The sequence below is a fragment of the Trinickia sp. genome (genome assembly GCF_057351765.1).
Genome location: NZ_JBMRBK010000092.1, coordinates 20153 through 45068 on the forward strand (window position 1 = coordinate 20153; position 24916 = coordinate 45068).

Sequence of the window (24916 nt, forward strand, 5' to 3'; positions counted from 1 at the left end):
GGTATCGAGGCCGTGCGGCATCGGGATCATACTTTGCGCGCCGCGGCTCGTGCGTACGCGTCCCGCCTCCGGCCAGGCGGGCCAGCCGTGCGGCGCGGCGATGTCATGAACGAAGCGTGTATGGAGGGAATCGGGTCATGCGTTACGTAAAGTTTGGCTCCACAGGTCTATTCGTATCCGAGCTGTGCCTGGGCACGATGACGTTCGGCGGTACGAGCGGCATCTGGGGGCAGATCGGGCAGTTGCAGCAAGCCGACGCGGAGAAGCTGATCGGCCGCGCGATCGATGCGGGCATCAATTTCATCGACACCGCCAATGTCTATTCGGATGGCGTATCGGAGTCGATGACGGGCACGGCGCTGAAGAATCTCGATACGCCGCGCGAGAATGTCATCGTCGCAACGAAGGTGTTCGGCGAGACCGGCACGAAAAGCATCAATTCGCGCGGATTATCACGCCATCACATCATGGATGGCGTCAAAGCAAGCCTGCGCCGCTTGCAGACCGATTACATCGATCTTTACCAGGTGCACGGGTTCGATCCCGCGACCCCGATCGAGGAAACGGTGCGCGCGCTCGATAACCTCGTGCAGCAGGGGCACGTGCGCTACGTCGGCGTTTCGAATTGGGCGGCCTGGCAGATCGTCAAAGCATTAGGGGTAGCGGAGCGCCTCGGTCTTGCCCGTTTCGAATCGCTGCAGGCGTACTACACGATCGCGGGGCGAGATCTGGAGCGCGAGATCGTGCCGATGCTGGCGAGCGAAGGCCTCGGCCTCATGGTATGGAGCCCGCTCGCGGGCGGGTTCCTCAGCGGCAAATACGGTCGTCACGAGAAGGCCGAGGAAGGCAGCCGACGCACGACCTTCGACTTCCCCCCGGTGCAACTCGAGCGCGGCTATGACTGCATCGAGGCAATGCGCGGCATCGCCGAAACAAAGGGCGTATCCGTCGCGCAGATCGCGCTCGCGTGGCTGCTCCATCAAAAAGTGGTGACCAGCGTCATCGTCGGCGCGAAGCGTGTCGATCAGCTCGATGACAATATCGCCGCCACCTCGGTCGAACTCAGTGCCGAAGAGCTGGCCGTCCTCGACAGGGTCAGCGCGATGCCCGCCGAGTATCCGGGCTGGATGCTGGCGCGTCAGGGCGAGGTGCGACGCAAGCAATTGAGCGAGTCGCGCTGAGCCAAGCGTCTGCCATCGCATCGTCTGTGCCGCGCGCCGCGCAACGTTCGTGAGCGGGCGGCATCAGACGATCTTCGGGTCGCCCCCGCCGAGCGGCGCATCGTTGAACGGCGAGGCGGCCGCCTCGAGCGGCAGCGGCGACACGGCAAGCCCCGCATTGCGCCACGCATCGAGACCGCCCTTCAGCGGCAATACGTCGACGAAGCCCGCATCGACCAACCGTTTCGCCATCCATGCCGCTGTCACCTCGTTCGGACATGAGCAATAGATCACGAGCTTTTGACTGGGGCGGTACCCGGCAATGATGGCATCGAGCTCGCGTTCGTCGGCAAAGCGGGCACCCGGAATGACGAATGGATCGAGCCTGCGCGTCTCATCCGAACGGACATCGAAGATCGTCGGCGCCGCGCCGGACTCCATCAGGGCATGCAGCGTATCGACATCGATGCGCGCCGATTCGAGCGCCCGAAGCAATGCCCGGCGGCGTGCCCATCGCCACAGCGCGTAGAGCGAAAGGAAAGCGACGGCGAAGAGCGCACTGGCACGCCCGAACCGGCCCGCTGCCACGAGCAGATAGTCGATCTGCGGCGAGAGCGCCACACCGAGTGCGAGCCCTATGCCGGCCCAAAGCGCGGCACCGACGCCATCGTGCGCGACGAACGTCCGATACGACGTGCCCATCGCGCCTGCCATCGGCACGGACACGAGCGAGAGGCCCGGTATCAGTTTCGCAACGGTCAGCACACGTACGCCCCATCGCCCGAAGAAGCGTTCCGTTTTGCGTACGCAGGTGTCACGCGAAAGCGACAGCCTGCATATCGTCTTCAGCGTCGTGCCGCCGTAGATGCGGCCGGCATAGAACCACAGACTGTCGCCGATCAGCGTCGCGCACACGGCGAGCACGAGCACGGGGCCGAGTGCGATGCCGAGCGAGCCGGGATGCATGGCGGCCAATGCGCCGAACAGGACGAGCGTCGGCATGGCCGGCACCGGCAGTCCGAGTGCCGCGGCCAGCGCGTTGATGAATACGAGCATGGGACCGTAGCGCGCGACGAGATCGTGGAGCATCGGGAGTTGTCCGGAGCGAGGGCGTCGGCCGGCGGCCGCACCCGCGAATTATGCCGCGAGTGCCGCATCCTCGCTTTCAAAACACTATTGCGCGTATGCAACGAAAAAGCGCCCGGCCAAAGGGGGCCAGGCGAAACCGCCGGATGTCCGGCGGCGGAGGTACCGATGGCAAACACCGGCCCGATCGCCGTTTCATCGACGATCGGGCCGGCGCGGATCAGCAGGGCCGAACGATTTCAGGGCGCTGCCTTTGCCGTTGCGGCCGGGCGCCCGATCGATGGTATTAGCGACCGAAATAGACAGCGTTGAATGCCGGGCCGACTGCGCGGCTGCCCGATGCCGACGAACCGGCTACGGTGCCGCCATACGAAGTCGCAACGTTGCCGTCTTGTTGGGCAATGCGGGCTTGGGTGGCTTGCACGTTATCGGGGTAGTACGGATCCTTGCCGAATGCCGTGTGCGGGTTGGCCTGCACGAACTGCGCGAGTTCCGCCTTTACTTGAGCGCGGGACACCGGAGCGTCCGATTGAGCGAAAGAAAGAGCCGGCGCGGCGATGAGCGTGGCGATGACTGCGGCTTGAATGAGCGATTTCATGATAACTAACCTCCGATTTGATTGTCCTATCGGTTATTGCCGATGCAACTGCTTGAACCGATGACTGCAGTCTAGCGAGCCAAACGCTAAGGGTTAACTCCTATTTGGAGAAATCACCGTTACGTATTTGGCGATAATCGCCGCTACGTTTGCCGATGGCTCTTTAATGCGGACTTTCACTCGAGGCTTGCGTCATGCATCGTTTTTTACAAAACGCTTTCGTTTTCGCCGCAATCCTCCTTGCAATGCATGCGGTACACGCGCAAACGCCGGATACCGTGCAGATGGAAGATCTCACCTGGACAGAGTTGCGCGACGCTGTGAAAGCCGGCAAGACGACCGCGATCATTCCGATCGGCGGCACGGAGCAAAGCGGGCCGTACGTCGCGCTCGGCAAGCACAATGCGCGCGTGAAGGTGCTCGCCGCGCGAATCGCGCAGGCGCTTGGCAACGCGCTCGTGGCGCCGGTCATTGCCTATGTGCCCGAGGGAAGCTACGCACCCCCCACCTCCCATATGCGCTTCGCGGGCACGATCACGGTGCCGGACGAGGTGTTCGAGAAGACACTCGAATCCGCGGCGAACAGCTTACGGATTCATGGCTTCAAGAACGTCGTATTCCTCGGCGATCATGGCGGATATCAGAACGACATCAAACAGGCGGTGGTGAGCCTCAACCGCCGTTGGGGCGGCAGCGCGCACGCGTTGGTGCCACCGGAGTACTACGGCACGAGTTCGGAGGGCTACGCGCAGATTCTTCGTCAACATGGCTATCGCGACGATGAGATCGGCACGCATGCCGGGCTTGCCGACACGGCGCTGCTGCTGGCCGTCGCACCGCAGATGGTCCGCACCGACGAATTGCGCCGTGCGGCCAAACCGGGACCGGCGGACGGCGTCTATGGCGGCGACCCGCGACGCGCGAGCGCAGAGCTCGGGCGGCTCGGCACCGATGCAATCGTGGCACGCACCGTCGAAGCCATCAAAAAAGCGACGGGCAAGCAGTAGCGACATTACGCCGGCTTGCTCTTTCGTCGGCTTCGGGTTTTGCTTGGGTCTTGATTCTCGGGTTTTTCGATTCGTTTTTTTTTGGGGTTTTGCGATCGCTTCGCTTTTCGACATTCGACATTCGACATTCGACAACGGACTTCCCTATGCGCCAGAACCGTGATGCCCGCGTTACCTTGCTGTCAGTCCGCGCTTCGATCGGCGCCGCTTGCGTCGTTTTGGCGAGCTTGTCGAGCGGCGCATCGGCGTTCGCCGCAAGCGCCCAGCCGGCGGTGACGACCGTGCCTGGCATGCCGCCGGTCGTCGATCCGCGCAACCTTTACAGCGAAGCGGGCAGCGCTCACCTGAGCAAAGCGGTTGCCGGCGCATTGCCGCGCGTGTATGTGCCGAACCTGCGTTCGGACGACGTCTATGTGATCGATCCGGCCACCTTCAAAGTCGTCGATAAATTCAAGGTCGGCCGCAGTCCTCAGCACATCGTGCCGTCATGGGATCTGCAAACGCTGTGGGTGACGAACAACGCCGAGGAGCGGACCGATGGAACGTTGACGCCGATCGATCCGAAGACCGGCAAGCCCGGCGCGGCCATCGCGGTGGACGATCCTTACAACATGTACTTCACCCCCGATGGCAAGGAAGCGATCGTCGTCGCGGAGGCCCATGCGCGGCTCGACTTTCGCGACCCTCATACGATGGCGCTGCGTTCGAGCCTCGATGTCCCGCAATGCAAGGGCATCAATCATGCGGATTTTTCGATCGACGGCAAATACGCGGTCTTCACCTGCGAGTTCGGCCACGGGCTGGCCAAAATCGATATGACGAGCCGCAAGGTGCTCGGCTACATCACGTTCGGCAAGAAGAGCATGCCGCAGGACGTGCGCATCGCGCCCGACGGAAAGGTGTTTTATGTGGCCGACATGACGGCGGATGGCGTGCATGTCGTCGATGGCGATAGCTTCAAGGAGCTCGAGTTCATCCCCACCGGGGTCGGTACGCACGGCCTGTACCCAAGCCGGGACGGCACGAAGCTTTACGTCGCCAATCGCGGCTCGAGCCATGTCCATGGCATGAAGCACGGCAAGGGCAGCGTGTCGGTCATCGATTTCGCTACGCGCAAGGTGGTGGCGACGTGGCCGATTCCAGGCGGCGGCAGCCCCGATATGGGCAATGTCAGCGTGGATGGCAAGACGCTATGGCTGTCCGGCCGCTTCGACGATGTGGCCTATGCGATCGATACGGCGACGGGCGCGGTGCGCTCGATCGCCGTCGGGATGGAGCCTCACGGGCTCACGGTATGGCCGCAGCCCGGGCGTTATTCGCTCGGGCATACGGGAAACATGCGCTGAGCCGCGCGGTTTCAGCCTCGTTGCGGCGCGGGCCGCAGCGCATGTGCGCCGTCGCCGAGCAAGAACAGCGCGATGAGCGCGACGGCCCAGAAGGCGGGGTATTCCCATCCGCCGCCCTTGTTCGTGAAGAGCCACCCGTTCGCGCCGTGCACCATGACGATGGTGCCGAGCATTTCGATGGCGAGCGGTATCGCCACCCACGAAGCGTAGATACCGAAGATCAGCGCGATGCCGCCGACGAGCTCGAGGGCGATCGTCAGATAGGCGGCAATAGCGGGCAATCCGAGCGAGCCGAAAAAGCCGACGAAGCCAGGTATCGTAAATACGAAAAACTTCAGGCCGACGTGGGCGAGGAAGAGGATGCCGAGGCTGATTCGTAAAAGCAGGGCGGCGTAAGGGGCGGTTCTCGGATTGATCATGATGGTGGCCGGAAATGAAGCGATAACGAGGGAGTGCACCGGAGGCACGCTCGTCCAACAACATTCGCGGGCATTCCGGTTGCGACCTGTGGCGAACGATACGGTGGGGCGGCGCGCGCGGATCAACTCGGCTATGATTGATCCATCATTTACTCCTGGTTGACGATCGGATGGATACATTGACGAGCATGCAGGTGTTCCGTCTGGCTGTCGAGCTGAAGAGCTTTGCCGCGGCGGCGCGGCGGCTCGACATGTCGCCCGCGATGGCGAGCAAACACGTGATGCATCTGGAGCGGCGCCTCGGTGCATTGCTGCTCAACCGGACGAGCCGCCGCCTGAGCCTGACCGAAGCAGGCACGGTCTATTTCGATCACGCGCGGCAAATGCTCGACGATCTGGAAGATGTCGAGGCGAGCGTCGCTCAATCGAGAGCTGCGCCGCGCGGCACGCTTCGGCTCAGTGCACCGGTATGGATGGCCAACCCGGATTTCATCGGTGTGCTGAACGATTACCGCGCCCGTTATCCGGAAGTGAGGCTCGACGTCGACCTGTCGGGACGATTCGTCAATCTGGTCGAAGAGCGGATCGATCTTGCGTTACGTGTCACGAACCCGATGGCGCTCGGGCAGTCGCTGATCGCGCGGCCGATCGCTCCCGTGACGTTTTACATCGTAGGCGCTCCCGCGTATCTGGACCGTGCCGGGCGGCCGACTCGTGCGGCCGATCTCGGCACGCACGCCATGCTTTCCTATTCGTTGATGCCGGACGTCAACCGCCTCGACATCGAAGGACCCGATGGCCGCGAAACAGTCAAGGTCGAACCGGTACTTCAGAGCAACGATGAATCGCTGATGCGCCTCGCGGCACTCGAAGGCATGGGCCTCGCATTACTGCCGAACGCGCTCGTCTCGCGGGATATCCAGGCGGGATGGCTCGAGGCCGTGCTGCCCGGGTATCGCGTCTTCGATTCGCAGCTCTACGGCGTTTATCAGAACCGCAAGTATCTCTCGCCGAAAGTGAGGACGTTCCTCGACTTCATCTCGGCAGATGCGCGCGTGCGGTAAGCGCGCTCGCCGCGAGGCCGTCCGTGTTTCATCGGAGGCGGCGCAAGCAGTTTCGTCGTACAGCTATCGCCGTCATCGAGAATCGCCTATGCTGAGTCCGAATGTGTCGATGACGCTACGCGGTACGCCATCGATCGATAAAACGAAAAATTCCGGATGGGGGCTCCTCATGAAGCGCTGGGCTATGAGTGCCGCGGTCTGCGGTTTGGCGAGCGCGTGCGCGCATGCCCAGAGTACCGTCCAGTTGTATGGAATCGTCGACGGTGGCGTGGCGTTCGTGACGAACGAAGCAGGCCATCACGCTTGGGCCCAGACGAGCGGCATCGGCCAATCGGACCGGTGGGGGTTACGGGGGCAGGAAGATCTCGGCGGCGGTTACCGCGCGGTCTTTCGGCTTGAGAACGGTTTCACGCTCAACGATGGACGGCTGTCCCAAGGCGGACTGGAGTTCGGCCGCCAGGCGTGGGTCGGCCTCGCGAGCGAGCGCTTCGGTACGCTCACGTTCGGGCGCCAATACGATTTCATGAGCACGAACCTCACGGCGTTCGCCTCCGGTACGTTGACCCCGTCCGTCTTCGCCTTTCATCTCGGCGATCTCGACCGGCTCGGCGCCGAGCGCATCGATAACGCTGTCCGTTATGTGACGCCGGATATGGCGGGGTTTCAACTCGGCGCGCTCTACGCTTTTGGCGGGCAGCCCGGCAACTTCGCTTCGCATAGCGCCGCGAGCTTCGGGCTCACCTATGGTCACGGACCGTTCAAGGCCGGCGCCGCTTATGTCGAGATCCACGACTTCACCGCGGTGTCGGGTATCGGAACGACGGTCTTGGGCACGCCGCTGATCGGCACCGCTCAGCAAGGCTTGCTGCCGCGATTCCAGACGTTCGACAAGCTGACGGTGTCGGGTGTCGGCGCGGGCTACCAACTCGGCCCGGCTTATCTGCATGCCGTTTATACCGCGGTTGGCTTCCATTCCCACGGCCAGAGCACGTCATTGCGCACGACCGAGGGCGGCGTCAAGTACTCGGTCGACTATGCGCTTTCGTTATCCGCCAGTTATGCGCGATCGACGCTTGCGAGCCACGCCTGGAGTCAGATCGTCGCGGGCACCGATTATTCGCTTTCGAAACGCACGGACATCTATTTCCATGCGGTTTACTTGCGCGCCAGCGCAGGTGTGCAGGCGCAGATATTCCTCCTTCCGGCGTCCAGCTCCACACGGCAAGCCGTCGTTTCCCTCGGCATGCGCCACCTCTTCTAGGTTTGCTGCTGTTTCGCACGCGGCATCGGAAATTCGTGGCTCGTTTCGATGGCTGACGCGGGTGCTTCGTACCATGGAACAAAAGGGTAAGACTAACGGCTGCCCGAGCGTGCCATAAGGGCCTTCGGACGACGCGCGCGATGCGAAAGCCGGATATCCGAGTTTCCACATCGGTGGGACCCAGTGATCTACGGTCGCACCGTATTTCAACGTACGCAACCGAGGCAAAAATCATGTCAAGCATCAACGCTCGCGTCGATGGACTGGGACCCACTGCAACGTCGTTTCAGCATGAACGCTCCGCAGCCGAAAGTCCGCAGCAAAATACCCAGGCACTGCTCGCTAAAGTGGAAGCGCAACTCGAAGACATCTTGAGGATGATGTCCCAGTCCGGACGGGGACCGAGCGCCGACGCGCATGGCAACGATCATCATGGGCATCAGTCGCGCGAAGCACAAAATGCTCATAACAAGGTCGACGCACACGACCCATCGTCGGCGGTGTCGGGCAAGACTTCGAGCGTCGGCACGGCGCCCGCCAGCACGCCGTCGTCCCAGTCGGTCTCCGCCGCGACGCCGGGCGATCACTCGCGCGAAACGCTCGCAGCCGGACATGGCTGGGGAGCACAGAACGGCGGGGTGACCGGCGGATCGAAGGCCGACAAAGCCCACGTATTCACGGTATCGACACGCGATCAGCTCGTTGCCGCATTGGGCGGAGACAATGCGACCAACGGCTCGAACTCGACGCCCAAGATCATCCAGATCAAAGGCAACATCAATTTGAATGCCGACAGCAACGGCAAGGAAATGAGCAAAGGCGACTTCGCCAACGAGAAAGCCCAACTCGCGCACGACATGCTCAACGTGGGTTCCAACACGACGATCATCGGCATAGGTAAAGACGCCGGCATCAGCGGCGGCGGATTCAATGTCAGCAACCAGCACAACATCATGATCCGCAACCTGAACATGACGTCGCCGTTCGATTTTTTCCCCGGCAAGGACGCGGAAGGCAATCCGCATGGGCGCGTGTACAGCATCGAGGCCAAGGGAACGCAGAACCTGTGGGTGGACCACAACACGTTCAAGGACGGCACGACGCCAGCCGGGGCGATCAGCGGCGATCAATTGGATTTCACCGACGGCGCGAACTATGCGACGGTCTCCAACAATCAATTCCTGAGCCACAACAAGTCGATTCTGATCGGCTCGAGCGACGGCATGACGAGCGACAAGGGGAAGCTCAACGTCACGATCGACCACAACCTTTTCGCGGGCGTGTCGCAGCGCGATCCGCGCGTGCGTTTCGGCAACGTCGACGTCGCCAACAACCTCTATCAAGACAGTTCGTCGCAGGCCAACCGCTTTCAGTACAACCTCGGCGTTGGCGTCGACTCGAACATCACGTCGCAGAACAATGCATTCGAAACGAACGGGGTCAGCGCGCAGAGCCTCGTCAAGCGCTTTGGCGATTCGGGGCACCTGACCGATAGCGGCTCGCTCGTGAACGGCAAGTCCGTCGATCTGTCGTCATCGCCGACCGGCAACGGTCCGGGTGCCGGTGGGATCGCGCACCTCGATGCGACGGACCAGGTGGCGTCAATCGTGCTGGCCCAAGCGGGCGCAGGCAAGATTGGACTTGGAGATTGATTGACGCGCTTGCCATATTGAGGTCACGTTCCCGGCGGTTTTGGCCACAGCGGCGTTTCTATATTCGCTGCATTGGCCAAGCCGCCTTCTTTATGCTAGAGCCCCGGTAATTTTTGCTGCATACGTTATGCGCAAAACACAGTTCTTTGATCTAGATTAAACCTCGCAACCAAAAACAGAATATTTTGGGGTTTAGGTTAATAGGGTTTCCGTTCGTTGTAACACGCCTGGAAACCTATATTCTTCGAGCAAAGACAATCAAGCCGCATCGGCTAATTTATTAACAGCTTGCAGAATAGCCATCTTTTTTAATCGGTAAAAATGTCGCTTTGAACGAGCGGCGAATGTTTGCATAGCGAGGCGCCGCGCTGGCCTCGTCGGCCGGGGGGCTGCGGTGTACATGATGTTCAAACGTGCGCGGAGCTTTTGCCGCGAGCATTACGCCGGCGGATTCGCCCTCGGCGCCCTGATATTGGGCGTGGGGGCGGCCGTGGTGGTCTATTCGCTTTTGAATGCGCTCGTCGATCGCGAAGCGAAACTGCGATTTGAAAACGATTCACGTAACGTCGAACAACAGATTGCAACGCGTGTTCGCCTTTATTCGGACGTGCTTGTCACGATGCGTGCCCTGTTTAGCGCGGACGGCACCGTGACACGTAGTGAGTTTCGCAATTTTGTGAACAGTCTGGATCTGCCGGGACGCTATCCTGGTTTCCAAACGCTCAATTACTCGGTGTATGTCCGCACCGCCGATCTGCCCGGCTTCGAAGCGCATGAGCGCGTCGACCCATTGCTGCACGATGCGGGAGTCGACTTCACCGTACGTGTCAAGGGCACCGGCGAGGCGCATGAAATCCTGACGTTCGTCGAGCCGCTCGCAGCGAATCGCGACGTCCTCGGCGTCGATATCGAAGCTAAGGCCGGCCGCGGCGGCGTATTGCAACAGATGCGCGATTCCGGCATGTCGATCAGCAGCGGACGGCGCATCTTCGCGGAGCGGGGCGCCGAAGAAGTCGGTCTGGCGATGCGCTTGCCTGTCTATCGCCGCGGGCTGCCCGCGAGCACCGTGGCCGAGCGCCGGCTCGCTTATCTCGGCTCGGTCGGCGCCGGCATCCGGATCAACGGCATGATGGCCGGGCTGGTCAGCCCGGAAACGCTGCGAATCCTGCGATACCGCATCTACGATGCGGGCAGTCTGCGTGAGCACGAGGCGGCGTCAGCCCCCCTCAGCCTGCTCTACGACAGTGCGAACGGGCCGTCGTTGACGGGTGCGCTCGCCTCGCAAATCGGCGCGGCCAGCGCAGCGGCCGGCACTCACGACAGGCTGTCCCGCCAAACGTACGGCGAGTTCGCGGGCCGTCGGTGGGTCATCGTTGTTTCCGCGGATGTCCCCGCGCTGGTCGGATCGCAGCGCTTCATGCCGCAGCTCGCGCTGGTCTCGGGTCTCGTCATCAGCGTCTTGCTGTCCGTGCTCGCGTATGCACTCTCGAGTGCGCGCGCACGAGCCGTGAAACTGGCAGAGGCGATCACGGCCGATCTGCGCGAAAGCGAAGCGGCGCGCGAAAAGGCTCAACACATTGCGCGGCTGGGCGACTGGCGCGTGGACTTCGACGAGCACACCACCCACCTTTCGAAGGAAATGGCGCGTCTGATCGGATGCCATGGCAAGCCGACGCTGGTCGGATTCGTTCGCGCGATCGAACCGGCGGACCGGCACGCACTGCTCGCGCGCTTGCGCAACACGCTCGAGACGCGCGAACCGTTCGAGTTCGAGTGCCGCTACCGGTCGCCGCGCGGCCGCCGGGGCTGGCTGCGCATGATCGGTCGCGCGTGCGGGCCCGCCGGGACTCGGCAATTGCGCGGTACCGCGCATGAGATCACGCGGCAGAAATCGATCGATCGCGTTCGCGAGCTCGAACACGCATTCACGCTGCAACTCGCAACGGCGACCAACGAATGCGATGTCCTGCACCAGCTGATCGGACTGCTGACGACGGGCATGGATTGGGAGGCTGGCGCGTTCTGGCCCACGGCAGCGGGGCATCGGAAGCAATTGCGGGCCGTGCATTCGGTGACGGTGGCGGAACTCGCTTCGTGGCTGCGCGAGCGCGCGCAGCAGGTCGATGCGAGCGAGGTGCCGGCCGTGCCGCATTGGTCGGCGAGGCGCCATGCGCAAAGCGGCACCTTCGGCGACGATGCCATCGCGACGACGTTTTCGTTCCCGCTCGTGACAGGCACCGAAGTGCTCGGCGTAGCGCAGTTCTACTCGCGGGAGCGACGCCACGTCGAGTCGCAGGCGCTGGCGATGGCGCGCTCCATCTCGAGCCAGATGAGCCATTTTCTGCAGCGGCGCAATGCCGAGAACAATTTGCAGTTTCTCGCCAACCACGACGCACTGACCGGACTACCGAACCGCCTGATGTTCAAGGACCATCTCGATGCAGCGCTGGCCCGCGCCGACGCGGAGAACACCGCGCTTCACGTGATCTTCATCGATCTGGACCGGTTCAAGGACATCAACGATTCGCTCGGCCACAACATCGGCGATCAGCTGTTGAGCGCGGTGGCCGAGCGCCTGAGCGCACAGGTGCGCGAAGCGGAGATGATCGCCCGGCTGGGCGGGGACGAGTTCATCGTTGCGCTGAGCGATCGATGCGACGGCTCCCGCAGCGTCTTTGCGACGATCGAGCGCATTCAAGCCGCGCTGGCCCAGCCATTCAGCCTGAGCGGTGTGCAGTTGCAGGTGAGCGCGAGCATCGGTGTGAGCTCGTTCCCGGCGGACGGAGCGGATGCGCAAACGCTGCTCAAGAATGCCGATATCGCCATGTACGGCGCGAAGCAACGCGGCAAGAACACCTACCAGCTCTATCTGCGTCAAATGAGCATGTCGCTGCAAAAGCGCGTGGAGATGGAGGCCTGCCTGCGCCATGCCGTTGCCAACAACGAGTTCGAACTCTTTTATCAGCCGCGCGTCGATTTGAGCTCGAACCACTGCACCGGCGTCGAGGCACTGATTCGCTGGAACAGTCCGACGCTTGGGCGTGTCATGCCGGGCGATTTCATCCCGCTTGCCGAGGAAATGGGCACGATCGTCGAGATCGGTGAATGGGTGTTGCGCGAGGCGTGCCGCCAGGCAGCGGAATGGCGCGACGGCGGTCTCGGCGATATTCACGTCGCGGTGAATGTCTCGGCGTGTCAGTTCGCGGACAGGCGATTGCAGCACTGCATCCTCGATGCACTGGGCAAGGCCGGGCTGCCGGGCGACAGGCTCGAACTCGAATTGACCGAGAGCACGGTGATGCGCCATCCGGAACAGGCCGTGCGCTGGTTGAACAGCATCAAAAAGACCGGGGTACGGCTGTCGATCGACGACTTCGGCACCGGCTATTCGTCGCTGGCTTATCTGAATCGATTCCCGATCGATACCGTGAAGATCGATCGCTCCTTCGTCAGCTCTTTGCCGGACAGCCACTGCGATGCGCAGATCACGAGCGCCGTGATCGCGCTCGGTCATTCGCTCGGCCTGACGGTGATCGCCGAGGGCGCGGAAACGCAGGCGCAAATCGATTTTCTGCGTAAGGAAGGCTGCGATGAAGTGCAGGGCTACTTCTTCAGCCGACCTTTGTCTGCTGGCGACATGAGGGTTTTCCTGGGTCAGCCAGCCCAATCCGGCCTCGGCAACGCGCCGGGGCTTTCACCGAGGGACGCGCGGGAATCGAACTCGCGGCGTTCGTTTCATTCATAACGAGGAAGACCATGCAACGATCATCGAAAAAACAAACAGCGGCCATGTGGCAAGCCATCGACGAGCTCGATTTCGAGCGCATCAAGGCGAAGCTGCTGCACGGGCATCGTGACGAGGCGCGCGTCGAGGAGGTCCGCCGCGCGGAAATCGGTTATCGGCAGTTTCTCAAGCTGGCCGCGAAGTATCCGGACATGCCTGTGGTGCCGAGCGAGGCCGTCGACGAGTTTTGGCACATGCACATTCTCGATACGCAGCGCTACGGTTCGGACTGCGAAGCGATCTTCGGGCATATGCTCCATCACGATCCGTATCTCGGCATCGGCGGCGCGGAGCACGAGTCGCAACGCGTGCAACAGGCGGCGGCCAGCGAGGCGCTGATGATGCGCGAGTTCGGAGAAGCGAACGAAGGCATTGGTGCGACGGCCGCCTACTGCGTCAAGGCGCTGGACGAAACGGCGTCGGCCGCCTACTGCGTGCGCCCGCTTGCCGACGAATCGTCGGCGGCCTACTGTGTGCGGCCGATGGCGAAGGCGGCGGATGCGGCTTATTGCGTGCGCCCGCTTGCCGAGGGGGCGTCGGCGGCTTACTGTGTGCGGCCGATGGCGAAGGCGGCGGATGCGGCCTATTGCGTGCGCCCGCTTGCCGAGGGGGCGTCGGCGGCCTACTGTGTGCGACCGATGGCGAAGGCGGCGGATGCGGCTTACTGTGTGCGACCGATGGCGAAAGGGTCGCAGGCAGGTTACTGCGTGCGCCCGCTTGCCGAGGGCGCATCGGCGGCTTACTGTGTGCGGCCGATGGCGAAGGCAGCAGATGCGGCTTACTGCGTACGCCCGCTTGCCGCACAAACGTCAGCCGCCTATTGCGTGCGGCCGGTCGCGCCGGCGGACGCAACGCATTCGCTGTCCTGAGTTCGCGCGACGTCGGACACGGGGTGGGGCGCAGGGGATACGGCGCCGCACACCCGCACCGCCCATTTCGTCAACTATCGCCGCCTATCCTTCCACGCACGGTACTCGTTTGCCGTTGACCCAGGTCAACGTGTCTTTTCGTGCGCGCGCGAAGATTGTGTCGTAGCTGCTGTCCTATGCGGGCACGGCGCAATCGATTGAACGAGGAGGCGGTGATGGGCATCGGCATGCAGATCGTGTATCTCGGGTTTCCCGGGAACGCGCGGATAGAAGCCGAGGCTGCGGTACAACTGCTGCGTCTCGAACGGTTCAGTCGCATGCTCGGAAGCTGTCACCTCGCGATAGAGGAGATTTCGGCGAATCAGCATACGGTTTTCGACGCAAGGCTCGATCTCGTGACGCCCAGCGGCCAGCTTTTGCCGATGCCTCACTGCGCGGACGACGATCCGGAAGCCGCGGTGCGCGCCGCGTTCGATCACGCTGAGCGCAAGCTGGCCGGTTGCGACGGCATGCCGCTCGGATCCGGCGCCGCAAGTGCCTGAGCGCCTACGGGTGCGTACATTGGCGACGCGGGAATCGGGGCGGCCCCGCGTGTCGCAGGCCGGGGCGGCTCGTGGCGTTTCAGCCTGCCGCGTCCTCGTTTTTTTCCTGGGCCAGCCGCGCGATGGTCTCCATCGCCCGATCGAATTCGGTGGTCTTGTCGAAGAAGTAATCGGCGCCCGCGGCGGCGCTCGCTTCGCGAAAAACATCGCTCGCGTAGTTGGTCAGCACGATGGTGACGATGGGATCCGTACGGTCGCGCAACGCGTGCAGAAGATCGATGCCGTGGCTATCCGTCAGCCGCAGATCGACGATGACCACATCCGGTTCCTTTGCTGCGATGCCGCGAAGCGCCGCCTCCACATCCTCCGCCTCGCCGACGATCAGCCCCGCCCCGGCGGGCGGCTGAATCCGTTCGGCCAGCCGCTTGCGCACGAGCATGGAGTCTTCGACGACGAAGACCTTCAAAGGAGATGACGTAGGTGAGCTCATACTCACCAGTATCATCGCCCGTCAGGCGGCTGCAAATCGGCCAAATAAGAAGATCGCGTAGGTGTTGACGAAGCGCCCTGTAGGACGTTTCCTACCGGCCACCGATGGGGCGTCGATTGTGCCGGTGTGCGCTTGGCGGAACCGGTTCGCGCTCATATCTGGTCGCTGTCGTCGAACAGTTTGTGCTGGATCGCGTAGCGCACGAGCGCCGCTTCGTGCGGCATCTGCATCTTTTCGAGGATGCGCGTTTTATAGGTGCTGACGGTTTTTGCGCTGACGCACAGTTCGTGGGCGATCTCGGTGATGGTCTGGCCCGCGGCGATGCGCCGGAAGACGTCGAACTCGCGATCCGAAAGGCGCTGATGGGGCGCCATGTCGGTGGGCTCGTTCAGACTTTGCGCCAGGCGTTCTGCCATCGACAGGCTGACGTAGACGCCCCCCGCGGCGACCTTCGTGACTGCCGCGACGAGTTCCGTGCTGGCGCTTTCCTTCGTCAGATAGCCCGAAGCGCCGGCCTTGAACGCGCGTACGGCATACTGCTGCTCGGCATGCATGGTCAGTACCAGTATGCGCAGCGATGGCGTCTCGTCCTTGATCTGTTTGACGAGCTCGACGCCTGTGCGGGGTCCCGGCATGGACAGATCCAGCACCAGCACGTCGGCCGGGGTGCCTCTGACGAGGTTGACGGTGGTCGGTCCATCGTAGGCTTCGCCGGCAACTTCGAAACCGCTCGTGTTTTGCAGAATGTGCCTCAGACCGTCGCGCACGAGCGTATGGTCATCGGCCAATAGAACTCTGGTCATGGCAGCGCCTCTTCCTGTTGTATTGCTGCAAGCGGCAGTATGACGGTTATCGCGAACCCGCGCCCGGTGGCTGTCTGGATTTCGACGGAGCCGCCGAGCATGTGGGCGCGCTCGCGAATCCCCAACAGCCCGAAAGTCTTTTCCCCGTGGCCTTCGGTGTCTTCCGGGGCGGCGCCGCGTCCGTTATCGGCAATCCGAAGCCGGCATCGATCGTCCGCGACCGTGAACTCGACGCTGACACGCGTGGCTTCGGCATGGCGGATGACGTTCGTCAGTGCCTCCTGCATGATACGAAACAGCGCCGTTGCCCCGTTGCGCGAAAAAAGCACGTCGCCCGGCTCGATGCGGCGCGCCACCTCGATGCTGTAGCGCGTCGTGAAATCGTTGAGTAGCCATTCGATGGCGGGTAAAAGCCCCAGGTCGTCGAGCATCACGGGCCGCAGATCGGCCGCAATGCGCCGGACGGAGCCGACCGTCGTATCGATGATGCGGCGCATGCCTTGCAACTGGGTCAGCACGGCGGCCGGCACCCCGTCCTGCGCGCCCAGCACTTGCTGGACCGAGGAGATATCCATCTTCAGAGCGGTCAATTGCTGCCCGAGATCGTCATGCAGCTCGCGCGCGATGCGCGTCTTCTCGTCTTCGCGCACATTCTGCAGGTTGGCCGAGAGTTCGCGCAGCTCCTGGCGCGATGCCTTCAATTCGTTCTCGGCTTTGACCCGCTCGGTGACGTCGCGCAACATCACGGTGTAGAACTTGCGCTGTCCGTCGCCGTCGGAAATCTGCGAAATCGACGCTTCCATCGGGAATTCCTCCCCGTTGGCACGCAATCCCGTGAGCACGCGCTGGCGCCCCATCTGGCGTTCGGTGACGCCCGTCGCGCCGAACTGCTCGACGTGTTTGCGGTGCATGTCGCGGTAGCGCTCGGGAATGAAGCGGTCGAGCGAACTGCCGATGGCGTCCATGGCGGAGCATCCGAAAATACGCTCGGCCATCGGGTTGAAGATGACGATGCGCTGAGCCTCGTCGAGTGTGATGATCGCTTCGGAGGAAGCCCGCACGATGGCCATCATCCGGGCTTCGTTGAGCGACGAGAGCGAGCGTGCCAACCCGGCGGTGGCAAGGGTTTCGCCGCGGCGATACGCGAATACGAACGCGGTGGCGCCCGCGATCAGCGCCGCGAGCAGGCCCGACGCGATGAACGCGCCGGTGGCGAAGCCGAGCGGCGCGCTCAGCAGCGGGTCGTCGCTCGCATAGCTGACGCTGACGAGTTGACCGCCGAAATGCAGTTTGTCCGTGTGCTGAAAGCGTGCGGGCGAGCCGGACGGCATGGGGAAGTCCTGCAGCGATGCCGCGGGCGGATAGAGTGCGACCGCGGGTGTGCCGGCCGCGACGCGCATATCGACGCGCGGAGATCGGGCCGCGACGCTGGCAAACAGATATTCGGTATCGACTTGCGCCAGGATAAAGCCGGCCAGCTCGGCACGACGGGCCGAGCCCGTCATCGGCATGGGCGCATTGCGGTAGACAGGGAGGTACATATCGACGCGCGCGCGCTGCGCGTGATCGGCGCTGTCGATATCGTCGTCTTTCTGGCTCGCATGGACGCTCAGTACGACTTGCCCGGAATCGGCAGCGCGTTGCAGTGCGGGCAGCGTATCCGGGCGGGTGTCGAGCTGCAATTGCCCCGTGCCGTCGGGACGCCGGGGCCACATGAGCATGACTTTCGCGGCGCTACCCGTTACGAGTTCGCCGCTCGAAATGTTCGCATAGCCGAGTGTACGCACGCACGGCGGGGCGTCGTCGAGCGCCAGATGAGCGATGTAGCGCTCCCACGCGTCGGTGCTGGGCATCGTATCCTGCGCCCCGATGAAGCCGGCAGCCCCCCGCACGATGTGGGTGCACATCTGGAGTTCGCGATGCAGGTCCACCGTCAGGCGGCTCGCGGTCATGTCGAAGCGCTCTTGCGCCGAATCGAGCAGGCGTTGCCGGACGAGCGTCGTGGCGACAGCGGTGATCAGGAAGACGAGGCAAGCCGCGACGACCGCTGCGAAAAGAGGCTCGCGCGAACGGCCCGACAGGCCTCGGAGGCGACCGGGCGGTGCGGCGGGGGGCGGCGAGGCAGCAACGTCTGGCATGCGAAATTTTTTTGGTGGTCCGGCTTCGAACGGCCGAGCGAGGTCCGTGATCGATCAAATGCACGCGTGTTTCCGATGACCTGCGCGGTCAGCGGCGACATTGGGCGAAATTGTGCGCGAATTACGGCCGCCTGCCAATGGCGGAACGCGATGGCCGATATGGCCGAAAAAGGAGGGTGGGATGGAAGCTCGTCGGCGCTAACCGACATTGCGTTCATCGCGCCGCCCGGCGAACGTCGCAAGGCGTCAGATGATGGCTATCCGAAAGAACGGACCGCATTGACTTGCGTCAATCGATTCACCGCACGCTGGACTTGTCTATGCGCAATAGATGCCGCAATAAATGCCGGGATTCAGACTGGCTCTTTCTCGGCCAGCGCGCGGCGCAACGCATCGACGAAGCGCAGAAACGATGCGAGCGAGCCCCCGACGCTCTGATAGGTCTCGCGTCCGATGCGTCCATCGAGGGTCACCAGCAGACCGGCATCGCGTGCGAGCTGCACGATTTCCTCGACCTCGCTCGCGCGTGCGTCTTTCGTTGTGTGGTCCGACATCGCGTATCTCCGTAGCGCATCCGCATTGGCCGCGTCCTGGCACTCGATATCCGGTCATGCCGGCGGCGTTTGTATCGGTGTCGCGGTTACGTTGGTGTTGGATTCAGTATCGGCTTCACCGGATCTCTTTGAAATCAGGTCGGGCTGAATCTGGCGTAAGCGGCGAGCGCGCCGATTGTCGGGATTCGCCTACAACCTCAGCGGTGAGCGAGCTCGCGCACCGCGTCGCGTACACGCAGGGCTTCGGACGATTTGTCGAGGACCAGGCGTGCGCCGAGCTCCAAGCACGCGGCTTTCATTTGCGGGTAGATCGCGTTCGTCAACACGATGGCGGCAATGCCCGGGGCATGCTCGCGCAGCCACTCGAGTACGGCCAATCCGCTCGTTCCCGATTTGAGCTGCAAATCCAGCACGACCATGTCCGGTTGCGTGAGGCCGATGCCGGCGCAAGCGCCATCGGGCTCATCGGCCATGCCGACGACTTGCGTCCCGGCGACGGAGCGGACGAGCTCGGCGATGCGCTCGCGAATGGTGGGGTGATCCTCGACGAGAAACACCTTCAAGGCCGGTGGCGGCAGGTTCGAATCCATACACGCAGTCTGGCCGAAACCCGCGCGGTTGCAAATCGGTGCAGGATGCAATTGCTGTGCGCATTCGGGCGGCCGTGTCGGACACGGCTTACAGCTTCGGCCAGCGCGGCTGGTTGGCAAGCATTGTGCTGGAGATTAGACTGGCGACATCTCTGCCCGGGAGTCTCCGTGGATTCACGCCCGCACTTCACGAATGGCCGGCGCGCGGCTTCGTCGATCGACCGTGTGTCGGGCGACGAGCGTTATCGCTCGCTCGTGGAAGCGATCAACGATTACGCGATCTTCCTCCTCGACGCGGACGGATACGTTGCGACCTGGAACGGCGGTGCGCAGCGGATCAAGGGCTACCTCCCCGACGAAATCATCGGGCGCCATTTTTCCGTTTTTTATCCTCCCGAGAGCGTCGCGCGCGGCTATCCGGACGAAGAGCTCGCGCGCGCGGCCGCGCACGGGCGTTGGGAAGACGAGGGCTGGCGTTTGCGCAAGGACGGAAGCCGTTTTTGGGCCAACGTCGTCATTACGGCCTTGCGCGACAAGCAGGGCGTGCTGACGGGCTATGCCAAGATCACGCGCGACATGACCGAGCGCCGCCGCCATGAAGAGCGGACGCAGCAAAGCGAAGAGCGGCTCAGGCGGCTCATGGATGCCGTCGAAGACGGCATCTTCATGCTCGACCCCCAGGGACACGTCACGAGCTGGAACGCGGGTGCGACGCGTCTCAAGGGATTTGGCGCATCGGAAATCATAGGCCAGCATTTTTCCCGTTTTTACCCGATGGAAGACATCGTGGCCGGCAAGCCGCAGGCGGAGCTCGCGGCCGCGGCCGCCCACGGGCGTACCGAGGACGAGAGCTGGCGCCTGCGCAAGGACGGTTCGCGGTTTTGGGCCAACGTCATCATCACCGCTGTCTACGGGCCGCGAGGCCAGTTGATCGGATTCGCGGCAGTCACGCGAGACATGACCGAGCGCAACGAGCTGCGGCAGTTGCAATACGCGAGCGAGCTCGCGGCCCGAATCGAGGCTGCGCGCGAGGAAGAAAAAAAACGTATCGCGCGAGAACTGCACGACGATCTCGGCCAGCAGTTGACGGCGCTCAAGATGGGGCTCGCCACCGTGCTTGCCGACGACACTGCCCGTGCCGCGCAACTACGCGATGCCGTCGATCGCGCCATCGTCTCGGTGCGGCGCCTCGCCGCGGGTTTGCGCCCCGCCGCGCTCGACGACTTCGGGCTCGTGCCCGCCCTCGAATGGCTTATCGAGGATTGTCGGCGGCGCTCCGATTTGCATGTCTCGCTCGTGACCGAAACGCAGGACGTCACATTCAGCGAAGCGGCTTCGACAGCGTTGTTCCGGATCGTGCAGGAAAGCCTCAGCAATGCGATGCGCCATGCGTTGGGCGCGACGTCTGTCGAAGTGGCGCTGAGCTGCGCCGCCTCGATTTGCGATCTGAAGATCAGCGACAACGGGACGGCCGCGGCCGCGGGCGGCAGCGATGACACCGAGTTGCGCAAGGACCGGCCGCCGCCATCCGGCCTCGCCGGTATTCGCGACCGCGTGCGCCGCCTGGGCGGCACCGTGACGGCGGGTCCCGATGCCGCGGGCGGGTTCATCGTCCATATTTCGATTCCACGGTACGCGGTCGAATAGGAAGGGTTTCCGGCCTGCATGGGGCGTATCGCCGCAATCGACCTTGAAATTAACTAACGCATGAATTAAATTTGAAGCATGAACAGGACTGCATCCGGCGCGCCGAAACCCAGGACGCGGGGGCGGCGCCGCGCCGCGCCCGATCTCGACGGACGCGAACGTCTCCTCGATCGCGCGACCGAGCTTTTTGCCGCGCAAGGCATCGCCGCGACGACGATGGCACAGATCGCCTCGGCGGCGGACGTGACTTCGGCGATGGTCCACTATTACTTCAAGAATCGCGAAACGTTGCTCGATATCGTCGTCGAGGAGCGCATCGCACGCGCTATTCACTTCGTCTGGCAAGTCGGTGAGGCGGACTACGAGGAGGATGCGGCGCAACTCGCGCATGAGCTTGCCGACCGTCTGTTCGACGTCACGGGGCGCATGCCGTGGTTGCCGTCCTTGTGGTTGCGCGAAGTCGTCAACGAAGGGGGCATGTTGCGCGAGCGGCTGCTTGCACGTATTCCGATGGACAACCTCCGACGTTTCGCGCACCGGATCCAAGCCGCGCAGCGAGCCGGCACGGTGAATCCCGATATCGAGGCGCCGTTTCTTTTTCTATCGATACTCGGGCTCGTCATGCTGCCGCTTGCGACCGCGACGATATGGCAAGGGCTGCACAAGATGCCCAAGCTCGGCCGTGCTGCGCTGCAGCGGCACGTCGCGGCATTGCTGACGAGCGGCTTGCAACCGGCCGCGGCTACGCGGGGCCGCGGCGCGAGCAAGCCGGCAAGGAGCCGCACATGAAGCCCCTCGCGACGTCGCGGCGCAGCCTGCGCGGGCGGCATCGGTCGATGCTCGGCGTGTGGGTCATGGCGTTGGGCCTCGCCGCGGGCGGGTGCACGCGTGAGCGTCCTGTGAGCTGGCAGGGCTACGCGGAAGGCGAATTCGTGTACCTCGCATCGTCGCAATCGGGCACGCTCGCGCAATTGAGCGTGCACCGTGGGCAGCAGGTCGCGGCCGGCGCGCCCGTTTTCGCGCTCGAGTCCACTTACGAAACGGCGGCGCTCGATCAGGCCGCTCAGCAGTTGAGTGCGGCTCGAGCCCAACTGGCCGACATTTCGAGCGGCAAGCGCCCCCCGGAGGTCAACGTGACGAAGGCGCAGCTCGCACAGGCCGTCGCGAATGCGCGCAAGGCCGCTCAACAACTGGCGCGCGACGAAGCGCAGTACCGCGCAGGCGGCATCGCCAAGGCTCAGCTCGACGACTCGCGCGCGCTGGCCGACGCCAGCGCCGCGCAGGTGCGCGAGTTGACGAATCAGGTCGCGGTTGCCAGATTGCCCGCGCGAGTCGAACAGATCGGGGCGCAAAAAGCCCAGGTCGAGGCGGCCCAAGCCAGCGTCGACGAGGCACAGTGGAAGGTCGATCAAAAACGCGTCGTCGCCGCGCAGGCCGGCATCGTCTACGACACGCTTTATCGCATCGGCGAATGGGTGCAAGCCGGCAATCCGGTCGTCCAGATGTTGCCGCCGCAGAACGTCAAGGTACGGTTCTTCGTGCCGGAGCCGGTCGTGGGCGGGCTCGCGGCGGGCCGCGAGGTCATGGTTCATTGCGATGGCTGCGCGGCCGATGTGCCCGCGACGATCACCTACGTTTCGCGCGAAGCCGAGTACACGCCGCCGGTCATCTATAGCAACGAGACGCGCGCAAAGCTCGTCTTCATGGTCGAAGCACATCCTGCCGTTGCCGATGCCGCGAAGCTGCATCCGGGCCAGCCCGTGGAGGTGCGTCTGCGATGAGCGCGCCGGCAAACGACTACGCGATCGACGTGCGTGGGCTCAATAAGCGATTCGGTGCCAAGCATGTCGTCAAAGACGTCTCGTTGCAGGTGCGGCGCGGCGAAATCTTCGGCTTTCTCGGCCCGAACGGAAGCGGCAAAACCACGTCGATCCGGATGATGTGCGGTCTGCTGACACCGGACTCGGGCAGCGGCACATGCCTGGGTTTCGACATCGTGCGCGAGAGCGCGCAGATCAAGCGCCACGTCGGCTACATGACGCAACGTTTTTCCTATTGGGAGGATCTCTCGATTCGCGAGAACCTCGATTTCGTTGCACGCGTCTACGAAATGCCGAACCGCAAGGAGACCGTCGAGCGCTCGCTCGAATCGCTAGGCCTTGCCGAGCGCGCCGATCAACTCGCGGGGGCGCTTTCGGGCGGGTGGAAACAGCGGCTGGCCCTGGCGGCTTGCATGCTGCACGAACCGGAATTGCTGTTGCTCGACGAGCCGACGGCCGGTGTCGATCCGAATGCGCGGCGGGAGTTTTGGGAGGAGCTGCATCGACTGGCGGCGCGCGGCATTTCGGTCCTCGTCAGCACCCATTACATGGACGAGGCCGAGCGGTGCCACAAGCTCGCGTATATCGCGGACGGTACGCTGCTTGCGCAAGGCAGCGCGGCCGAAGTGATCGATGCACAGCACCTTTGCACCTGGACGATCGAGGGGGAAGGGCTGACCGCGCTGTCCGAGCGGTTGAAAACCAAGCCGGGCGTGGACCAGACCGTGGTCTTCGGCTCCGCGCTGCACGTGAGTGGAAGCGATCGCGCGGCGCTGGCGGCAACCCTCGCTGAAATCGAGAAGGAAGGGGCGCAACCGGGGCATGCGCGCTTTCGCGTGGCACCGATCGCGACCGGCCTGGAAGATGTCTTCATCTATCTCATGACGCGCGCACCGAACAACGAGGCGCACGCCGGGGGCTCCCGGCCATGAATGCCGCGCCCTCTCCGCGCGTTGCCCGCTTCTCGTTCGCGCGATGGTGGAGCATCGTGCAAAAGGAGTTTCTGCAATTGCGGCGGGACCGTGTGACGTTCGCCATGATCGTCGGCATTCCTGTCATTCAGCTGGCGCTGTTCGGTTTCGCCATCAACGACGATCCGAAGCACTTGCCGACCGCGGTCGTGGTGTCCGATCAGAGTCCTTTCGTGCGCAGTTTCATTTCGGCGTTGAAGCATTCCGATTATTTCGATGTGGTCGAGAGTCTTCCCGACGAGGCATCGGGACGCCGCGCGCTCGCTCGCGGCGAGGTGCAGTTCGTCGTCAGCGTACCTGTCGATTTTTCTCGGCGGCTGCTGCGCGGCGAGCATCCGTCGTTGCTCGTCGAAGCCGATGCGACCGATCCGGTCGCGACCGGCTCCGCGCTGCAGGCATTGCCGAATCTCGTGCAACCGGTGGTCGACAAGGATCTGACGGGAGCGCTCGCGCATTTGAACGGACGTCCCGCCGCGTTCGGAATTCAGGTGCATCGGCTCTACAACCCCGAGGGCATCACGCAGTACAACGTCGTGCCGGGTTTGATCGGCGTGATTCTGACGATGACCATGGTCATGATGACGGGGCTTGCGATCACGCGCGAGCGCGAGCGCGGCACCATGGAGAATCTGCTCGCGACACCGGTGCAGCCGCTCGAGGTCATGACCGGCAAGATCGTGCCTTATATCTTCATCGGTCTGCTGCAGGTGTCGATCATTCTTGCTGCCGCGCGCCTCGTCTTTCATGTGCCGTTCGCCGGTAGCCTCATCGCCCTCTATGTCGCGGCCTTACTGTTCATCGCGGCCAATCTCACCGTCGGTATCACGCTGTCTTCGCTTGCGCAAAACCAGTTGCAAGGCATGCAGCTGACGTTCTTCTATTTTCTGCCGAGCATCCTGTTGTCCGGATTTCTGTTTCCGTTCGCGGGCATGCCGGTCTGGGCGCGGTTCATCGGCGATCTGCTGCCGCTCACCTATTTCACACGGCTCGTACGCGGAATCCTGCTCAAAGGCATCGGCTGGTCCGACATGTGGCCTTCGGTCTGGCCGCTTGCGCTGTTTACGCTGCTCGTCATGGGCGTTGCCGTGCGCTTTTATCGGCGTACGCTCGATTAG

General features: G+C 63.2%; 21 protein-coding genes and 2 pseudogenes. 15 read left to right on the forward strand and 8 right to left on the reverse strand.

Features of this window, described 5'->3' with window-relative positions; genetic code table 11:
* Positions 1-137: 137 nt before the first annotated feature.
* Complete coding sequence (locus ACO1XS_RS25175; RefSeq protein WP_331569057.1) at positions 138-1181, forward strand: aldo/keto reductase; 1044 nt, start codon at positions 138-140, stop codon at positions 1179-1181.
* 63 nt (positions 1182-1244) lie between these two features.
* On the opposite strand, the gene ACO1XS_RS25180 is transcribed toward ACO1XS_RS25175, so the two are convergent.
* Together ACO1XS_RS25180 and ACO1XS_RS25185 are read right to left on the reverse strand one after the other, a co-directional pair.
* Entirely contained in the window at positions 1245-2249 is a 1005-nt protein-coding gene (locus tag ACO1XS_RS25180; protein WP_331569059.1) for a DedA family protein/thiosulfate sulfurtransferase GlpE, read from the reverse strand.
* Positions 2250-2532: 283 nt separating this feature from the next.
* A complete protein-coding gene (locus ACO1XS_RS25185) occupies positions 2533-2844 on the reverse strand; it encodes a DUF4148 domain-containing protein (protein ID WP_331569061.1) in 312 nt (103 codons plus the stop codon).
* A 194-nt stretch (positions 2845-3038) separates the two neighbouring features.
* Between ACO1XS_RS25185 and ACO1XS_RS25190 the strand changes: the two genes are divergently transcribed.
* Both ACO1XS_RS25190 and ACO1XS_RS25195 read left to right on the forward strand, forming a co-directional pair.
* Positions 3039-3851 (forward strand): creatininase family protein, encoded by an 813-nt coding sequence (locus ACO1XS_RS25190; protein WP_414720222.1) that lies wholly within the window; start codon positions 3039-3041, stop codon positions 3849-3851.
* Between the two features lie 146 nt (positions 3852-3997).
* On the forward strand, positions 3998-5197 hold the full coding sequence (locus ACO1XS_RS25195; RefSeq protein ID WP_486391967.1) for a YncE family protein: 1200 nt from the start codon (positions 3998-4000) through the stop codon (positions 5195-5197).
* Between the two features lie 11 nt (positions 5198-5208).
* On the opposite strand, the gene ACO1XS_RS25200 is transcribed toward ACO1XS_RS25195, so the two are convergent.
* Positions 5209-5616: a DoxX family protein gene (locus ACO1XS_RS25200; RefSeq protein ID WP_331569065.1), complete on the reverse strand. Its 408-nt coding sequence runs from the start codon at positions 5614-5616 to the stop codon at positions 5209-5211.
* A 170-nt stretch (positions 5617-5786) separates the two neighbouring features.
* Here ACO1XS_RS25200 and ACO1XS_RS25205 point away from each other — a divergent pair, with 170 nt between their 5' ends.
* The 6 genes from ACO1XS_RS25205 (at position 5787) to ACO1XS_RS25230 (ending at position 14788) form a co-directional block, all read left to right on the forward strand.
* A complete protein-coding gene (locus ACO1XS_RS25205) occupies positions 5787-6680 on the forward strand; it encodes a LysR family transcriptional regulator (protein WP_331569067.1) in 894 nt (297 codons plus the stop codon).
* 169 nt (positions 6681-6849) lie between these two features.
* Positions 6850-7941 (forward strand): porin, encoded by a 1092-nt coding sequence (locus ACO1XS_RS25210; protein ID WP_440559602.1) that lies wholly within the window; start codon positions 6850-6852, stop codon positions 7939-7941.
* A gap of 233 nt (positions 7942-8174) precedes the next feature.
* Positions 8175-9593, forward strand: a complete 1419-nt coding sequence (locus tag ACO1XS_RS25215) for a pectate lyase family protein (protein ID WP_486391968.1) — start codon at positions 8175-8177, stop codon at positions 9591-9593.
* Positions 9594-9993: 400 nt separating this feature from the next.
* A complete protein-coding gene (locus ACO1XS_RS25220; protein WP_486391969.1) occupies positions 9994-13338 on the forward strand; it encodes a bifunctional diguanylate cyclase/phosphodiesterase in 3345 nt (1114 codons plus the stop codon).
* Between the two features lie 11 nt (positions 13339-13349).
* Positions 13350-14246 carry a glycine-rich domain-containing protein gene (locus ACO1XS_RS25225; RefSeq protein WP_486391970.1) on the forward strand — a complete coding sequence of 299 codons (897 nt, stop codon included), beginning with the start codon at positions 13350-13352 and terminating at the stop codon, positions 14244-14246.
* Between the two features lie 197 nt (positions 14247-14443).
* Entirely contained in the window at positions 14444-14788 is a 345-nt protein-coding gene (locus ACO1XS_RS25230; RefSeq protein ID WP_486391971.1) for an HPF/RaiA family ribosome-associated protein, read from the forward strand.
* A 79-nt stretch (positions 14789-14867) separates the two neighbouring features.
* On the opposite strand, the gene ACO1XS_RS25235 is transcribed toward ACO1XS_RS25230, so the two are convergent.
* The 5 genes from ACO1XS_RS25235 to ACO1XS_RS25255 form a co-directional block, all read right to left on the reverse strand.
* Positions 14868-15254 carry a response regulator gene (locus ACO1XS_RS25235; RefSeq protein WP_486391972.1) on the reverse strand — a complete coding sequence of 129 codons (387 nt, stop codon included), beginning with the start codon at positions 15252-15254 and terminating at the stop codon, positions 14868-14870.
* Positions 15255-15430: 176 nt separating this feature from the next.
* Positions 15431-16081 carry a response regulator transcription factor gene (locus ACO1XS_RS25240; protein ID WP_331573955.1) on the reverse strand — a complete coding sequence of 217 codons (651 nt, stop codon included), beginning with the start codon at positions 16079-16081 and terminating at the stop codon, positions 15431-15433.
* Positions 16078-18219 carry a PAS domain S-box protein gene (locus tag ACO1XS_RS25245; RefSeq protein ID WP_486391973.1) on the reverse strand — a complete coding sequence of 714 codons (2142 nt, stop codon included), beginning with the start codon at positions 18217-18219 and terminating at the stop codon, positions 16078-16080. Before ACO1XS_RS25245 ends, ACO1XS_RS25240 begins: the two co-directional genes overlap by 4 nt.
* Positions 18220-18572: 353 nt before the next feature.
* Positions 18573-18773, reverse strand: coding sequence for a hypothetical protein (locus ACO1XS_RS25250; RefSeq protein ID WP_331573951.1), 201 nt, complete (start codon positions 18771-18773; stop codon positions 18573-18575).
* Between the two features lie 197 nt (positions 18774-18970).
* Entirely contained in the window at positions 18971-19363 is a 393-nt protein-coding gene (locus ACO1XS_RS25255) for a response regulator (protein ID WP_331569933.1), read from the reverse strand.
* A gap of 234 nt (positions 19364-19597) precedes the next feature.
* On the opposite strand from ACO1XS_RS25255, the pseudogene ACO1XS_RS25260 reads away from it, so the two are divergent.
* The 6 genes and pseudogenes from ACO1XS_RS25260 to ACO1XS_RS25285 all read left to right on the forward strand — a co-directional run.
* Positions 19598-20365 (forward strand): annotated as a pseudogene (locus ACO1XS_RS25260) (PAS domain-containing protein); the annotation flags it as partial.
* 45 nt (positions 20366-20410) lie between these two features.
* Positions 20411-21010: pseudogene (locus tag ACO1XS_RS25265) on the forward strand (sensor histidine kinase); the annotation flags it as partial.
* 78 nt (positions 21011-21088) lie between these two features.
* Positions 21089-21799, forward strand: coding sequence for a TetR/AcrR family transcriptional regulator (locus ACO1XS_RS25270; protein WP_486391974.1), 711 nt, complete (start codon positions 21089-21091; stop codon positions 21797-21799).
* A 65-nt stretch (positions 21800-21864) separates the two neighbouring features.
* Positions 21865-22791, forward strand: a complete 927-nt coding sequence (locus tag ACO1XS_RS25275; protein ID WP_486391986.1) for an HlyD family secretion protein — start codon at positions 21865-21867, stop codon at positions 22789-22791.
* Entirely contained in the window at positions 22788-23762 is a 975-nt protein-coding gene (locus ACO1XS_RS25280; protein WP_486391975.1) for an ABC transporter ATP-binding protein, read from the forward strand. The genes ACO1XS_RS25275 and ACO1XS_RS25280 overlap by 4 nt, the downstream gene beginning before the upstream one ends.
* Entirely contained in the window at positions 23759-24916 is a 1158-nt protein-coding gene (locus tag ACO1XS_RS25285) for an ABC transporter permease (RefSeq protein ID WP_331573492.1), read from the forward strand. Before ACO1XS_RS25280 ends, ACO1XS_RS25285 begins: the two co-directional genes overlap by 4 nt.